Genomic DNA, 14989 nt, shown 5'->3' on the forward strand with positions numbered 1-14989 from the left:
CGTTACACAAGCGCAGTTACAGACTCCCTGCACAATTGCTGGGCGAGCATACCCAGTGTCATCACCGCCCGTTCGGCTTCCTTGTTCCACGGAATGCCACAGTTGAGCCGGATGCAGTGGTTGAACTGCTCGGTATTACTGAAGATAAGCCCGGGGGCGATACTGATCCCCTGCTCCAGCGCACGCACATGCAGCTCTTGAGTATTGACCCGCCCCGGCAGGCTGACCCACAGAATGAAGCCCCCCGTGGGCCGGGTCATCTGCGTACCCTCAGGGAAGTGCTGCTGCACCGCCAACTGGTAGGCACTGAGGTTCTTGCGGTACTCCTGACGGATATAGCGCAGGTGGCGATCATAGCCGCCGTTCTCCAGATAAGCCGCCACCCCCATCTGCGTGACACTGCACGCCGAGTGAGTGGTGAAGGTCTGCAGCCGCTGGATTTCCTCCTGGTATCGCCCCGCCACCATCCAGCCGACACGCACGCCGGGTGACAAGGTCTTGGAAAAGCTCGAGCAGTAGATCACACGATCCAGCCTGTCGAATGCCTTGAGCGCTTTGGTCTTGCCCTGCTCGAACATCAACTCGCCATAGATGTCGTCCTCGACGATCTGGATGTCGAAGTCCGAAGCCAGGCGCAACAACTGCTTCTGCCGCTCTTCGGGAATCGTGCCGCCGAGCGGGTTGCTCAGACGCGTGGTCAGCACCAGCGCCTTGATCGACCATTGATTGGCCGCCAGTTGCAGCGCCTCCAGACTGATCCCGGTGGACGGGTCGCTGGGGATCTCGATCACCTTCAGCCCGAGCAAATCAGCCAGCTGCAGCAGGCCGTAATAGGTGGGCGACTCGGCAGCGATCAGGTCCCCCGGGCGGGTCAGCACGCGCAACGACATCTGAAGGGCATCGACACAGCCATGGGTGACGATCACTTCACTGGGATCGACCAGCACACCCGCATCGCGCATGCGGATCGCAATCTGCCGACGCAACGGCTCGAAGCCTGGGCTGAACATGTAGCTGAAAGCTCGCGGGCTGTGAAAGCGCGTGACCTTGGCGATCTGCTGATGCAAGGCGCGCACCGGCAGGTAGTCGACATGGGGAACGGCGGCACCGAACGCGAACACGCCATCACGACGAGCCTCGGTCAATACCTGCTGGATGATGCTCGCGCGAGTGACCAGGCCGGGGCGCTCGACCCTGGCAATGTCAGGCGTCTGCGCAGTCAACGCCGGGGTCTGGTGCACGTAGTAGCCCGACTGCGGCCGAGCGCGGATCAGCCCTTGGTCTTCGAGATTGGCATAGGCCTGCAGCACCGTGGCATGGCTGACGTTGAGCTGGGCGCTCATCTTGCGCACGGACGGCACGCGCTCGCCTGGCTGGTAGACACCACGGCGGATGTCATCGGCCAGTTGCTGGGCGATACGCTGATACAGCAGCAGGTTGGTCATGGCGATATCTCGACGCGCGGACGGGCTCATTGTTCTTGTACGACTCACTTACGGTAGAGGATACCGTAACAGTTGCAAAGTGTACTGGGACAGATTGCACAATAGTCGACATTACAGTGGCGTGGCCGCTATCGAAAGGGTTAGCCAGCGCGCCTCTTCGCCAGCCACGAAGAGGCGCCAGCGGTCAGCGTGCCGGGGCCAGCCTTCCTTTGTCATCGGAGAAGACGATTTCCACCCGGCGGTTCTGCGCCCTGCCGCGCTCCGAGGCATTGGCCTCGATCGGGTACTGGTCGCCATACCCTTCAACCTGCAGACGCTTTTCGTCGACACCCAGGTCGACCAGCATGTCGGCCACGGCCTGCGCCCGGTCGCGCGACAGCTTGAGGTTATCTTCCGGCGCGCCGGTGTTGTCGGCGTAGCCCTCGATCCGCACCACCCGGCGCGGGTTGAGCTGAAGGAACTGGACCAATTTGAGCACCGTGCGGCTGGCCGAATTCTTGAGGTCCGCACGGCCGGTATCGAACAGGACATCGCCCAGGGTCATCACCAGCCCGCGATCGGCCTGCTGCGAGGCCAACGCGGCGATCTGCGCTTCAACCCATTCACCCTGCTGCTGCACGCTGGCCAGCTTGGCCTCGCGCAACGCCAGCTGCAGCCGCTGGCGCTCAAGGTCGAGCTTGGCCAAGCGCTCCTGATTCAGCGCCAACTTCGCGTGCTCACCGGCGATTTCACTGTAACGCTGGCTCAGATACGCATAGTGGCGCACGTCGCTACCGGTACCGATGTAGCTGGACAGGCGCTCGGCGCGGGCCAGCGATTCACCAGCCCGGATCACATCACGTGGTGCGCTGCGCAGTACAGCGGAGTCATCCTTGACCTTCTGAAAGGCCACGGAGGCATCGTCCAGCGCCGCGGCACTGCGCTGACTGGCGCACCCCTGCAGGCCGCCAGCCAGTGCCAGCAATGCCAGCGCCGCCATCGGTTTGAAGCACTTCATGGCTGCACCTCCAGCTGCTTGCGCAAGCGCTTGACCCGCGACTGCAATACGTCGAGCTGCTCCTCACTCTTCTGGTTGAGTACCCGCGCCTCGGCCAGACGGGCATCGAGCTCGGCCTGCTCGGCACGCATACGGGCGTCGCGATAGTCTTCGGTCAGCATGTCGCTCTTGGCGCGGGCGAGCTTGTCTTCGGCAAGCTTCAACTCCTCCACCTGGTCGGTGGCGCCGACCGCCCTGGCCTGTTCCAGCGCCTGCTCGGAAATACGCATCTGTTCATTGGGCGCCGGGTCGTTGGCGCAGCCGGCCAGGCCGAGCATGGCCACGGCAAGGATCAGTGATTGGGTTCTCACGCACTCTTCCTACTGTTTGGGGGCGTCCGCCTGCACATCCATCTGCGCTTTCCAGCGCTCGACATTACGTTGCAACACGGCTTCAGACGCACCGGAGATCGGCAATTCTGTCAGCTTTTTTGCCAGTTGCCCACGCAACCAGGTGTCATTGCATGCCGAGTTGTGCGACACGGCCAAAAACAGCCCGGGCCGGTCGACCGGCAGGCCGCGGGCGATCAGGTCATTGCTCATGCCCAGGCTTTGGGTCATGGCCATGCCCGCGTAGCGCCCAGCCAGTACGTAATCCACCTGGCCCAGCACCAGCTTCTGGAAGGCCTGGGTCAGGTTCTGCGCCGGCACCAGGTTCAACTGCGCCTTGGCAAAGGCACTGAAAGCCGGGGTCAGGCGGGCACGCTCCGACAGGCTACCCTGATACCTGGCCAGATCCGCCGGGCCGTTGAATTCCACTTCAGCATCATGGCGCGTCCACACCAGGTATTCATTGAGCTGCAATGGCGGGTGGATGTAGTCCAGGGCAGTCAACTGCTCCACCTGCAGGGGGGTGTCGAGCAACACATCCATGCGCCCACTGCGCACCTCTTCCAGCGCCTGGTCACGCCTGCCGGCATTGAGGACTTCCACTTTCAACCCCAATTCCCCGGCCACCTGGCGCAACAGATCGACATTGGCGCCGATCAGGTGTTTCGGGTCCTTCGGGTCTTGCCAGGAGTAAGGGGGCGCATCCGGGCTGCCGGTCGCCACCAGCCGCTCACACTTGCCAGCCGCCATCGCCAGCGGTGAAAGCATCGCCATCGTGCACACCAGCACCTTGCCTGCTTCACGCAACGCCATCCTTCACTCCTTGCCCGCATAAAAAAACCCGGCCCTCGTGAAAGGGCCGGGCTTCTTTATAAGTGAAGCAGGCGGATCAGACCAGCTTTTCCAGCTCCGGAACCGCTTCGAACAGGTCAGCGACCAAGCCGTAGTCAGCCACCTGGAAGATCGGCGCCTCTTCGTCCTTGTTGATCGCAACGATCACTTTGGAGTCTTTCATGCCGGCCAGGTGCTGGATCGCGCCGGAAATACCGACGGCGATGTACAGCTGCGGTGCAACGATCTTGCCGGTCTGACCGACCTGCATGTCGTTGGGCACGAAGCCTGCGTCAACCGCAGCGCGCGAGGCACCCACGGCAGCGCCAAGCTTGTCGGCCAGGCTGTACAGGTGCTTGAAGTTGTCACCGTTGCCCATGCCGCGGCCGCCGGAAACGACGATCTTGGCAGCGGTCAGCTCTGGGCGGTCGGACTTGGCCAGCTCTTCGCCGACAAAGGCGGAAATACCCGCATCGTGCGCAGCGCCTACAGCTTCAACAGTTGCAGAGCCACCTTCGGCGGCCACAGCGTCGAAGCCGGTGGTACGCACGGTGATCACTTTCACAGCAGCGCTCGATTGCACAGTGGCAATGGCGTTACCGGCATAGATCGGGCGCTTGAAGGTGTCGGCGGATTCAACCGAAATGATCTCGGAGATCTGGTCGACGTCCAGCAGCGCGGCAACGCGCGGCAGGATGTTCTTACCGTTGGTGGTGGCCGGGGCCAGCACGTGGCTGTAGCCGTTGGCCCCGCCTTGTTCAACAAGAGCAACGATCAGCGGCGCGACGTTTTCTGGCAAGACGTGGGCATAGGCTGCGTTGTCAGCAACCAGCACCTTGCCAACACCCGCGATCTTGGCAGCGGATTCAGCGATACCACCGACGTTCTGGCCGGCGACCAGCACGTGCACATCACCACCGATCTTGGCGGCTGCGGCGACAGTGTTCAGGGTGGACGGGGCTACGGCACCGTTCTCGTATTCAGCGACAACCAGGATAGTCATTTAGATTACCTTCGCTTCGTTCTTCAGCTTCTCGACCAGTTCGGCCACCGACTTGACCTTGATACCCGCGCTGCGGGCAGCAGGCGCTTCGACTTTCAGGGTCTTGTTGGTGGAGGCGAGCGATACGCCCAGCGCGTCTGGAGTCAGGGTCTCCAGTGGCTTCTTCTTGGCCTTCATGATGTTCGGCAGCGACGCGTAGCGCGGCTCGTTCAGGCGCAGGTCGGTGGTGACGATCGCTGGCAGGTTCAGCGCTACGGTCTGCAGGCCGCCATCGATTTCACGGGTGACGTTCAGCTTGTCGCCAGCCACTTCAACCTTGGAGGCGAAGGTACCTTGGGCGTAGCCGGTCAGCGCGGCCAGCATCTGGCCGGTCTGGTTGTTGTCACTGTCGATGGCCTGCTTGCCGAGGATCACCAGCTGCGGCTGCTCTTTGTCGACAACGGCCTTGAGCGCCTTGGCCACGGCCAGGGAATTCAGTTCGTCGGCAGCTTCGACCAGGATGGCACGATCGGCGCCCAGGGCCAGGGCAGTACGCAACTGCTCCTGAGCGGTGGTCGGGCCGACGGAGACGACGACGATCTCGCTTGCCACGCCCTTCTCTTTCAGGCGCACAGCTTCTTCCACGGCGATTTCGCAGAAGGGGTTCATGGACATCTTGACGTTTGCAAGGTCGACGCCGGAGTTGTCCGCTTTGACGCGAACCTTGACGTTGTAGTCGACCACTCGTTTGACAGCTACAAGAACCTTCATGGATTCCTCGTTACTCTCCGGTGAATAGATAGTCGCCTGGGGCTAAGCCCGGCGATGCGCGTGGGTACAAGGGCACCTCTGAAAACGATACGCGCGGTGCAATCTTCACGGTGACCAATCAGTCCAGTTGAGACTCTTGCGGCAAATACCCGCGGGTCATTTCCTGTGGTGGCGTGTAAACTCCACTACAAACCGTGTTTTGGCCCGAAAGCCTTACCCCACACCTGGTTTTTAGAGGTGTACCTGCGCCCGGCGTTAAGCCTACGGCGAACGTAAAACCGCTCGTATCTTGACCGCAACACCCAATCCGGTCAATACGGCAAATCGGTCACCCTCCAGCCGCGCTCCTTTGATTTTACTGGCCTGCGGCAAATTCAAACAAACGTTTGTATTGGACCCGCCAAGTGGTGTAGATATAATGCGCGGCCAAGACAAAACGGTGTAGTTCATCCTCTGTGACGCTACAGCTCCGCTCCCGTGAAGCGCGGCGCGCATGATCACCCCACACCCATAAGACAAAGCAACAGCACCAGCCTTGATGAGTAGGAGAGAACCAGTGGAACGCGAATACATGGAATTCGACGTGGTCATCGTCGGCGCTGGCCCGGCGGGCCTGTCAGCCGCCTGCCGCCTGAAGCAGAAGGCCGCCGAAGCCGGTAGCGAGATCAGCGTCTGCGTGGTCGAGAAAGGCTCCGAAGTCGGCGCCCACATCCTCTCCGGCGCGGTGTTCGAACCCCGCGCCCTGAACGAGCTGTTCCCCGACTGGAAGGACCTCGGCGCGCCGCTGAACACCGAAGTGAAGCGTGACGACATCTATGTGCTCAAGGATGCCGGCAACTCGACCAAGGTCCCTGACCTGTTCGTGCCCAAGACCATGCACAACCAGGGCAACTACATCATCTCGCTGGGCAACCTGTGCCGCTGGCTGGCCCAGCAGGCCGAAAACCTGGGCGTGGAGATCTACCCCGGCTTCGCCGCCCAGGAAGCGCTGTTCGATGAAAACGGCGTGGTCCGCGGCATCGTCACCGGCGACCTCGGTGTCGACCGTGAGGGCAATCCGAAGGACGGCCTGTACACCCCAGGCATGGAACTGCGTGCCAAGTACACCTTGTTCGCCGAAGGTTGCCGTGGCCATATCGGCAAGCAGCTGATCAAGCGTTTCAACCTCGACAGCGAGGCCGACGTTCAGCACTACGGCATCGGCCTGAAGGAAATCTGGGAAATCGACCCGGCCAAGCACGAACAAGGCCTGGTGGTACATACCGCCGGCTGGCCGCTCGACGTGATGAGCGCTGAAAACACCGGCGGCTCGTTCCTCTATCACCTGGAAAACAACCAGGTGGTGGTCGGCCTGATCGTCGACCTGTCCTACAGCAACGCTTACCTGTCGCCTTTCGACGAATTCCAGCGCCTCAAGCACCACCCGGTGATGAAGCAGTACCTCGAAGGCGGCAAGCGCATCAGCTACGGCGCCCGCGCCATCTGCAAGGGCGGCCTGAACTCGCTGCCGAAGATGGTGTTCAACGGTGGCGCGCTGATCGGTTGCGACCTGGGCACCCTGAACTTCGCCAAGATCAAGGGCAGCCACACCGCCATGAAATCCGGCATGCTCGCCGCCGAGGCAGTGGCTGACGCACTGGCTGCCGGCCGCGAGGGCGGCGACCTGCTCGACGGCTACGTCAGCGCGTTCAAGGCCAGCTGGCTGTACGAAGAACTGTTCGCCAGCCGCAACTTCGGCCCTGCCCTGCACAAGTTCGGCCCGCTGCTCGGTGGTGCGTTCAACTATGTCGACCAGAACTGGTTCGGTGGCAAGCTGCCATTCACCCTGCACGACACCAAGCCGGACTACGCCTGCCTCAAGCTTGCGGCCCACTCGAAAAAGATCGACTACCCCAAACCCGACGGCAAGCTCAGCTTCGACAAGCTCAGCTCGGTATTCCTCTCCAGCACCAACCACGAAGAGGAGCAACCCTGCCACCTGAAGCTGACCGACCCGAGCATTCCGATCGCCAGCAACCTGCCGCTGTACGACGAACCCGCTCAGCGTTACTGCCCGGCAGGCGTGTACGAAGTGGTCAGCCAGGAAGACGGCAGCAAGCGCTTCCAGATCAACGCGCAGAACTGCGTGCACTGCAAGACCTGCGACATCAAGGACCCGGCCCAGAACATCACCTGGGTTACCCCTGAAGGCGCCGGTGGGCCGAACTACCCGAACATGTAAGCCCGCCCTTGCAGCAAGCAAAAGCCCCCTGGCCTCACGGCCCGGGGGCTTTTTCGTTCAGGCTTGCAGCGCCCAGCGGGCGTTAGCCGTTCATTTGTCGACGCACATGAGCGGCATGGGCTCGGCCGCGAATGCCAAAGGTTCCCTGCGGCCAAAGTAGAGGGCCGTGAGCAGCCCCACCGCGCCCATGAGCAGGCAAAAGCCAACGCACACCCACGGGCTCCACGGCATCAACGCGATCAACGCCAACGGCGTGGTACTGGCCCACAAGGCGTAGGCCACATTGTAGGTGAAGGAAATACCCGACACCCGGATCTGCGCCGGGAACAGCCCGACCATTACCGACGGCACCACCCCCACCACACCACAGCACAGCCCGGCCAACGCGTAAGCCAGCCACGTCATGCCCCACTGCCCCACCAGGCTCGCATACAAGGCACCGATACCCAGCGGCAGCAGCGCGCTGTAGATCATCAGCGCCCGCCAGGCGCCCAGGCGATCGACCAGCAGCCCGGCGAGCACACAACCGATATTGAGAAAGACGATGCCTACGCTGCTCAGGGCGAACGTGTGCGCGGCGGTCATGCCGAAGCGCTGCTGCATGACCGTCGGCGTGATCACCACCAGCACCACCACCGCCGAGGTCAGCACGCAGGTCAGCAGCGCAGCCGGGATCAACGCCCCACGATGCTCGCCCAGCACCCGTCGCAGCGGGAACTTCACCGGCTGCTCCTTGCGCTCGCGCAAGGCCAGAAACACCGGGGTTTCACTCAGCCAACGGCGCAACCACACGCCGATCACCCCAAATACCCCGCCGAGCAGGAACGGGTAACGCCAGGCATAATCGAGAATTTCCTCGGCGGTAAACACCTGAGCCAACAGTGTCGCGGTCAGTGCCCCCAGCAAATAGCCAAAGGTCAACCCGGCCTGCAGGAAGCCCAGGGCGTAGCCCCGCCGCCCTTGCGGTGCGTGTTCGGCAACGAATGTCCAGGCACTGGGCACCTCGCCACCGACCGCAGCCCCCTGCAGTATGCGCAGCGCCAGCAAGACCAGCGGCGCCGCGTAACCGATCTCGGCATAGGTCGGCATCACCCCGATCAGCAGGCACGGCAGCGCCATCATCAGAATGCTCAGGCTGAATACCCGCTTGCGGCCCAGGTGGTCGGCGAAGTGCGCCATGACGATGCCGCCCAGCGGCCGCGCCAAGTAGCCGGTGACGAAAATCCCGAAGCTTTGCAGCAGGCGCAGCCACTCAGGCATTTCAGGCGGGAAGAACAGCTGGCTGAGGGTCAGGGCGAAGAACACGAAGATGATGAAATCATAGATTTCCAGCGCGCCGCCCAGGGCCGCCAGGCCCAGGGTCTGGTGGTCGCCGCGGCTGAACCGGGGCGGGCGAGCGGTATCGATGGCAGTCATGGCACAGGTCCGCAGATCGGCAAAGGGCAAGAGGATAACAAATACCCGCTGCCTTGCCCTGCCCGCTGCGGCTATCGGCTGAAGACCGTGTGGGCGAAGTTCCTGCGCGGGTAGGCCGGCGGCCCACTGCTGGATAGGCCGGACGGCAAGGCCAGCTTGCCGATCACCACCGGCGCATCGATCAGCGCCATGAACGACTCAAGGGCCTCGTTGTCCGGCACCTGCGGCAGGCTCACACTCACCGCTTGGCGCTCGCTCGGCGGCACACTCGGGACCTTCAGGTGCCGCGAGTGGTACAGCAAGGCATGCTGAATCTGCGTGCTCACCCGGCAGAAGCGCGCCAGGTCGACACCCGCATGGCTGGCCAGCTCGAAATTGCCCAGCAGCAGGTTGAACGGCTCCAGCGCGCACTGTACCAGGCGCTGCAGTTCGTCGAAGGAGCCCACCGGGGCAATCCGGTAATAGCCCAGGCCATTGAGCAGCCTTTCCAGCTGCAGGCGCTGGGACGGGTGCTCGTCGGCAATCAGGATGCGCAGGGTCTTGTTGGTCATTGTCGGACCTGGGCAGTCAGGTGAATAGGGACACGCTCCCTGACCAAACAGCGCCAGTGACAGGCAACCACCAGGGCGGCGCCTGGCGGGGTCAATTTAGATAGTTGTCTTGAAACAGTTAGAAATCAAGTTGCCAGCACACAGAATTTTCACCGGTGCACTACCTTTTTTTCAGGATTCCCACTGGCGCATGCGCACCCGGCAATGCTTCATGGCGTTGACGATGTGCTTTTCCACCAGGCTGCGCGAGATGCCCAGGTGCTCGGCAATCTGCTGATGCGACAGGCCTTCGAGCTTGCGCAACAGGAAGCTGTCACGGCAGGGCTGGCTCAATTCATCGAGTGCCTTCTGCATCAGCGCCAGGCGCTGGTCCAACTGCATGGTCTGGGTAGGCGCCGGGCTGTGCCAGCGTTCGTCCAGGTCCAGCACTTCCAGCGGTTCGGACTGGCGCAGCAGGTGGCGGCGATGACGGTCGATCACCAGGTTCAACGCCGTGCGGTAAAGGAACGCGCGCGGATGCTCGATCTGCTGCGTACCGGTGCGTTCGAGCACCCGCAGATAGGCATCGTGAGCCACATCTTCAGCCGCCTGGCGGCTGCCCAGGCGCGCAGAGAGGAAGCTCACCAATTCGCGATAGTAGTGTTCCACGACGGCACCTGGTGTACGTCCTGACAGGCTCGGACAGGGTCATGTGATATCAGCGTGGGATCTTACAAATTATAATGATTCTCAGCAACTGTCCTTCCCCCTGCGCCTGCGCAGCTAAATCCGCCCCGCGCGCCTTCGTTTAACTGGCACCTCCGTGCGCACCTTGATCTGGCTGCGTGTGGCCACCCATTGGCTGGAAGTCCGCATGAGTCGCATACCCAAAACCCGCCGCCACCTCTTGGCTGGCAGCCTCGGCCTGCTGGTCGTTGGCAGCCTGCTGGCCTGGAAGGCGCTTCCTTTGGGCGCCTTGCCCGTGAGTACCGTCGCGGTCACCCGCGCCGACATCGAAAGCAGCGTCACCGCCCTGGGTACACTGCAGCCGCGAAGGTATGTGGATGTCGGCGCCCAAGCCTCCGGGCAGATCCGCAAGCTGCACGTGGAGGCTGGCGATCAGGTGCACACGGGGCAGTTGCTGGTAGAGATCGACCCCTCTACCCAGCAAGCCAGGCTGGACGCCGGACGTTTTTCGATCGACAACCTCAAGGCGCAACTGGCCGAGCAGCGCGCACAGTACCAGCTGGCCACCCAGCAGTACCGGCGCCAGCGCGAACTGGCTGGCGCCGGCGCCACACGCGAGCAAGACCTGCAGGCAGCCGACGCCCAACTCAAGGTCACCCAGGCCCGCATCGACATGATCCAGGCGCAGATCCGCCAGGCCCAGGCCAACCTGCGCAGCGATGAGGCGGAGCTTGGCTATACACGTATCTACGCGCCGATGGACGGCACCGTGGTGGCGGTGGATGCCCGTGAAGGCCAGACCCTCAACGCCCAGCAACAGACGCCGCTGATTCTGCGGATCGCCAAGCTCTCGCCGATGACCGTGTGGGCCCAGGTGTCCGAAGCCGACATCGGCAAGGTCAAGCCTGGCATGAGCGCCTATTTCACCACCCTGGCCGGCGGCAAACGCCGCTGGAACAGCAGCGTGCGGCAGATCCTCCCAATCCCGCCCAAGCCGCTGGCGCATGCCAGCCAGGGCGGCGGCGGCCCTGCCAGTGCCATCGCCGGTACCACAGGCAGCCAGGTGGTGCAGTACACCGTGCTACTGGACGTCGACAACCCCGATAGGGCGTTGATGGCCGACATGACCACCCAGGTGTTCTTCGTCGCCGGCCAGGCCAGCCAGGTACTCACCGCGCCACTGGCGGCACTGGACGACAGCCAGGCCGATGACCTGCGCATGGCACAGGTACTGGGCGAGGATGGCAAGGTCGAACGACGCACAGTGCGGATCGGCCTCAGCGACCGGCTGCGCGCGCAAGTGCTCGATGGCCTCAGCGAAGGCGAGCGCCTGGTCATCGGTGCGCCCCTGGCCAGCGGAGGTTGAATGGCCGTTCCCCTGATCGAACTGCGCGACATCCGCAAATCCTACGGTGGCATCGACACCCCCAAGGTCGACGTGCTGCGCGGCATCAGCCTGAGCATCCACCCTGGCGAATTCATCGCCATCGTCGGTGCATCGGGCTCGGGCAAGTCGACCCTGATGAACATCCTCGGCTGCCTCGACCGCCCCACCTCGGGCAATTACCTGTTCGCCGGCAAGGACGTGGCCCGGCTGGGCAGTGACGAACTGGCCTGGCTGCGCCGCGAAGCTTTCGGTTTCGTGTTCCAGGGCTACCACCTGATCCCTTCAGGCTCAGCCCAGGAAAACGTCGAGATGCCCGCCATCTATGCCGGCACTGCGCCCGCCGAGCGCCACGCCCGCGCCGCCGCCCTGCTGGAGCGCCTGGGCCTGGCCAGCCGCACCGGCAACCGCCCGCATCAATTGTCCGGCGGCCAGCAGCAACGGGTGTCGATCGCCCGCGCACTGATGAATGGCGGCCATATCATCCTTGCCGACGAGCCGACCGGCGCCCTGGACAGCCGCAGCGGTACCGAGGTCATGGCCCTGCTGGACGAACTGGCCAGCCAGGGCCATGTGATCATCCTGATCACCCACGACCGCGAGGTGGCGGCGCGGGCGCGCCGGGTGGTGGAAATCCGCGACGGGCTGATGATCAGCGACTCGGCCGGCGACCAGCCTCCAGACAGTGCGCCGCAAAACCTGCAAGCCGATGACCTGCGCCAGCGCCTGGACCGTGGTACGACCGTGCGTGGTGCGTGGCAAGGCGAACTGCTCGAGGCGCTACAGGCAGCCTGGCGGGTCATGTGGATCAACCGGTTCCGCACCGCCCTGACCTTGCTTGGCATCGTCATCGGCGTGGCTTCGGTCGTGGTCATGCTGGCCGTGGGCGAAGGCAGCAAACGCCAGGTCATGGCCCAGATGGCCGCGTTCGGCTCCAACATCCTCTACCTCAACGGGCGCCCGCCGACGCTGCGCGAGCCAGGTGGCATCGTAACGCTCGATGACGTCGCCGCCATCGCCGCACTGCCCTTGGTTCGGCGCGTCATGCCGGTCATCGGCGGCGACCTGATGGTGCGCCACGGCAACAACAACCAGAAGTTCTATGTGGGCGGCAACAACGTCGAATTCCCCGCCATCCTCAACTGGCCGGTCGTGCAGGGCAGCTTCTTCAGCGAGGCCGACGAACGCAGTGGCGCTGCCGTGGCGGTCATCGGCCAGAAAGCCCGCGACAAACTGCTGGCCCCCGGCACCGACGCGCTGGGTCAATACCTGCTGATCGGCAACGTGCCGTTCCAGGTCGTTGGTGTGCTCGCCGGCAAGGGCGCAAGTTCGGGTGACCAGAAGAGCGACGAGCGCATCGTGGTGCCTTACTCCGCCGCCTCCATGCGCCTGTTCGGCAGCCACGATCCGGAATACGTGATCATCGCCGCCGCCGATTCGGCCCGGATCGCCGAGACCGAAGCCGCGATCCAGCGCCTGATGCGCAAGCGCCATCAAGGCAAGGACGATTTCGAGCTGACCAACGATGCAGCCTTGATCCAGGCCGAAGCGCGCACACAAAACAGCCTTTCGCTGATGCTTGGGGCGATCGCTGCGATCTCGTTGCTGGTCGGCGGCATCGGCGTGATGAACATCATGCTCATGACCGTGCGCGAGCGTACCCGTGAGATCGGTATCCGCATGGCCACCGGCGCGCGCCAGCGCGACATCCTGCGCCAGTTCCTCAGCGAGGCGGTGATGCTGTCGATGGTCGGCGGGCTGAGCGGCATCGTGCTGGCGCTGCTGATCGGCGGCGGGCTGATACTCGCCGACGTCGCCGTGGCCTTCGCCGTGCCCGCCATTCTCGGCGCCTTCAGTTGCGCCGTCATCACCGGCGTGGTGTTCGGCTTCATGCCAGCACGCAAGGCCGCCCGACTCGACCCGGTCAAAGCCCTTACCAGCGAATAATCCATGACATTGCCAAGCCGCATCAGCCTGTTGACCCTGTGCCTGGGCCTCACCGCCTGCACTACCCCCCCTGCGCCCTCAAGCGGCATCAGCGCACCGCAACACTGGCAAGGCAAGGCCGCTGCGCCCGCCATCGCACTGCCATCGGGGCACTGGTGGCAGGCGTTCGCCAGCCGTGAGCTGGACCACCTGATCAAGCGCGCACAACACAACGCCCATGACCTCGCCGCAGCCGCGGCCCGCGTACGCCAGGCCCAGGCCCGCGCCGTGATCGCTGGCGCGCCGCTGTTGCCAGAGGTGCAAGGGGGCCTCGATGGCAGCCGGCAACGCCTCCTGCACGGCGAAGGGTCCGACCAGTTGGACGTCAGTAGCAGCGAGCCCACCTACACAGCCTTCGGCCTGCAACTCACCGCCAGCTACGAGCTCGACTTCTGGGGCGGCCTGCGCGCGGCGCGGGCGAGCGCGCTGCACGGCCTCGACGCCAGCCGCTTCGACCGCCAGACGGTGGAACTGACCTTGGTCAGCGCGGTTGCCGACAGCTACCTGCAAGGCCTGGCCCTGGAAGAACAACTGCGCATCGCACGCCTTAACCTGCGCAATGCACGGGCGGTGCTGAACCTGGTCGAAACCCGCCAGCGCGCGGGCTCCGCGACCCGCCTGGAACTGGCCCAGCAGCGCAGCCTGGTGGCGGCTGTGGAGCGCCAGGTGCCGCTGCTCGAGCAAAAGCGCCAAGACAGCCGCGTCACCCTCGCCACCTTGCTCGGCGACCCGGTACAGGCCTTGCCGGCCAGCCGCCAGCCGATCACCACCCTGCACTGGCCGGCAATCGGCAGCGGCGTTCCCAGCGAGCTGCTGACTCGCCGCCCCGACATCGCCGCTGCCGAAGCACGCCTGGCCGCCGCTAACGCCAATGTGCAGGTGGCCAGGGCGGCCATGCTGCCGAAGCTGACGCTGGGCGCCAACCTTGGCACGGGCGCGAACACCTTTGCCCAGGTGCTCGACAGCTCCTACTACACCCTCACTGCCGGCCTGGTCGCGCCCATCTTCAACAACGGCCGGCTGCGCGCCTCACGCGAGCTGGCCGAAGCCGAGCAGGACGAATTGCTCGAACAGTACCGCAGCAGCATCCTGGCCGGCTTTGCCGACGTGGAAAAAGCCCTCAACGCCATCGAGGGTGTGGAGCGTCAACGGCTGTGGCAGGACGAAGAAGTGGTGCAGGCACGCCAGGCCTTCGGCCTGGCACAACAGCGCTATGAAGCGGGTGCCGAGACCCTGCTGAGCGTACTGGAGACCCAGCGCACGCTTTACCTGGCCCAAGACCAGCAGGCGCAGTTGCGCCTGGCCCGCCTGCAGGGCAGCGTGGCGCTGTACAAGGCACTTGGGGGTGGCTGGCAGCTACCGCACTGAAAA

13 protein-coding genes are annotated in these 14989 nt (G+C 63.8%); 4 read left to right on the forward strand and 9 right to left on the reverse strand.

The features are described from left to right. Positions 1–2: 2 nt before the first annotated feature. The 6 genes from OSW16_RS18515 to OSW16_RS18540 form a co-directional block, all read right to left on the reverse strand. The gene (locus OSW16_RS18515; RefSeq protein ID WP_241804444.1) at positions 3–1445 is read right to left on the reverse strand and encodes a PLP-dependent aminotransferase family protein; all 1443 of its coding nucleotides are present in this window, start codon (positions 1443–1445) and stop codon (positions 3–5) included. Positions 1446–1629: 184 nt separating this feature from the next. Then, on the reverse strand, positions 1630–2442 hold the full coding sequence (locus OSW16_RS18520; RefSeq protein WP_241804445.1) for an OmpA family protein: 813 nt from the start codon (positions 2440–2442) through the stop codon (positions 1630–1632). Next, the gene (locus OSW16_RS18525; protein ID WP_267817447.1) at positions 2439–2792 is read right to left on the reverse strand and encodes a DUF4398 domain-containing protein; all 354 of its coding nucleotides are present in this window, start codon (positions 2790–2792) and stop codon (positions 2439–2441) included. The genes OSW16_RS18520 and OSW16_RS18525 overlap by 4 nt, the downstream gene beginning before the upstream one ends. Positions 2793–2801: 9 nt before the next feature. Next, positions 2802–3623, reverse strand: a complete 822-nt coding sequence (locus tag OSW16_RS18530) for a substrate-binding periplasmic protein (RefSeq protein WP_267817449.1) — start codon at positions 3621–3623, stop codon at positions 2802–2804. A 76-nt stretch (positions 3624–3699) separates the two neighbouring features. Continuing rightward, a complete protein-coding gene (locus tag OSW16_RS18535) occupies positions 3700–4644 on the reverse strand; it encodes an electron transfer flavoprotein subunit alpha/FixB family protein (protein ID WP_267817451.1) in 945 nt (314 codons plus the stop codon). Beyond that, positions 4645–5394 (reverse strand): electron transfer flavoprotein subunit beta/FixA family protein, encoded by a 750-nt coding sequence (locus tag OSW16_RS18540; RefSeq protein WP_012315360.1) that lies wholly within the window; start codon positions 5392–5394, stop codon positions 4645–4647. Between the two features lie 556 nt (positions 5395–5950). Between OSW16_RS18540 and OSW16_RS18545 the strand changes: the two genes are divergently transcribed. Then, complete coding sequence (locus OSW16_RS18545) at positions 5951–7615, forward strand: electron transfer flavoprotein-ubiquinone oxidoreductase (RefSeq protein ID WP_241804450.1); 1665 nt, start codon at positions 5951–5953, stop codon at positions 7613–7615. Positions 7616–7705: 90 nt separating this feature from the next. Here OSW16_RS18545 and OSW16_RS18550 read toward each other — a convergent pair whose 3' ends face one another. The 3 genes from OSW16_RS18550 to OSW16_RS18560 all read right to left on the reverse strand — a co-directional run bounded on the left by OSW16_RS18550 (position 7706) and on the right by OSW16_RS18560 (position 10230). Continuing rightward, on the reverse strand, positions 7706–9031 hold the full coding sequence (locus OSW16_RS18550) for an MFS transporter (RefSeq protein ID WP_267817454.1): 1326 nt from the start codon (positions 9029–9031) through the stop codon (positions 7706–7708). A 71-nt stretch (positions 9032–9102) separates the two neighbouring features. Next, a complete protein-coding gene (locus OSW16_RS18555) occupies positions 9103–9582 on the reverse strand; it encodes a histidine kinase (RefSeq protein WP_241804452.1) in 480 nt (159 codons plus the stop codon). A 171-nt stretch (positions 9583–9753) separates the two neighbouring features. Further along, the gene (locus OSW16_RS18560) at positions 9754–10230 is read right to left on the reverse strand and encodes a sigma-70 family RNA polymerase sigma factor (RefSeq protein WP_241804453.1); all 477 of its coding nucleotides are present in this window, start codon (positions 10228–10230) and stop codon (positions 9754–9756) included. Between the two features lie 205 nt (positions 10231–10435). On the opposite strand from OSW16_RS18560, the gene OSW16_RS18565 reads away from it, so the two are divergent. Genes OSW16_RS18565 through OSW16_RS18575 form a run of 3 tightly spaced genes read left to right on the forward strand, consistent with a single transcriptional unit; the run spans position 10436 to position 14986 of the window. After that, positions 10436–11614 (forward strand): efflux RND transporter periplasmic adaptor subunit, encoded by a 1179-nt coding sequence (locus OSW16_RS18565; protein WP_267817459.1) that lies wholly within the window; start codon positions 10436–10438, stop codon positions 11612–11614. Continuing rightward, complete coding sequence (locus OSW16_RS18570; protein WP_267817461.1) at positions 11615–13579, forward strand: MacB family efflux pump subunit; 1965 nt, start codon at positions 11615–11617, stop codon at positions 13577–13579. Between the two features lie 3 nt (positions 13580–13582). Next, entirely contained in the window at positions 13583–14986 is a 1404-nt protein-coding gene (locus OSW16_RS18575) for an efflux transporter outer membrane subunit (RefSeq protein WP_267817463.1), read from the forward strand. Positions 14987–14989 lie beyond the last annotated feature (3 nt).

The sequence above is a fragment of the Pseudomonas putida genome, from assembly GCF_026625125.1.
Lineage (GTDB): Bacteria > Pseudomonadota > Gammaproteobacteria > Pseudomonadales > Pseudomonadaceae > Aquipseudomonas > Aquipseudomonas putida_X.

Excerpts from the sequence above, each read along its gene's own strand:
- OSW16_RS18575 (WP_267817463.1), top strand. The coding sequence starts at position 13,583 with ATGACATTGCCAAGCCGCATCAGCCTGTTGACCCTGTGCCTGGGCCTC.
- OSW16_RS18570 (WP_267817461.1), top strand. The coding sequence starts at position 11,615 with ATGGCCGTTCCCCTGATCGAACTGCGCGACATCCGCAAATCCTACGGT.
- OSW16_RS18520 (WP_241804445.1), bottom strand. The coding sequence starts at position 2,442 with ATGAAGTGCTTCAAACCGATGGCGGCGCTGGCATTGCTGGCACTGGCT.
- OSW16_RS18550 (WP_267817454.1), bottom strand. The coding sequence starts at position 9,031 with ATGACTGCCATCGATACCGCTCGCCCGCCCCGGTTCAGCCGCGGCGAC.
- OSW16_RS18535 (WP_267817451.1), bottom strand. The coding sequence starts at position 4,644 with ATGACTATCCTGGTTGTCGCTGAATACGAGAACGGTGCCGTAGCCCCG.
- OSW16_RS18540 (WP_012315360.1), bottom strand. The coding sequence starts at position 5,394 with ATGAAGGTTCTTGTAGCTGTCAAACGAGTGGTCGACTACAACGTCAAG.
- OSW16_RS18530 (WP_267817449.1), bottom strand. The coding sequence starts at position 3,623 with ATGGCGTTGCGTGAAGCAGGCAAGGTGCTGGTGTGCACGATGGCGATG.
- OSW16_RS18555 (WP_241804452.1), bottom strand. The coding sequence starts at position 9,582 with ATGACCAACAAGACCCTGCGCATCCTGATTGCCGACGAGCACCCGTCC.
- OSW16_RS18515 (WP_241804444.1), bottom strand. The coding sequence starts at position 1,445 with ATGACCAACCTGCTGCTGTATCAGCGTATCGCCCAGCAACTGGCCGAT.
- OSW16_RS18565 (WP_267817459.1), top strand. The coding sequence starts at position 10,436 with ATGAGTCGCATACCCAAAACCCGCCGCCACCTCTTGGCTGGCAGCCTC.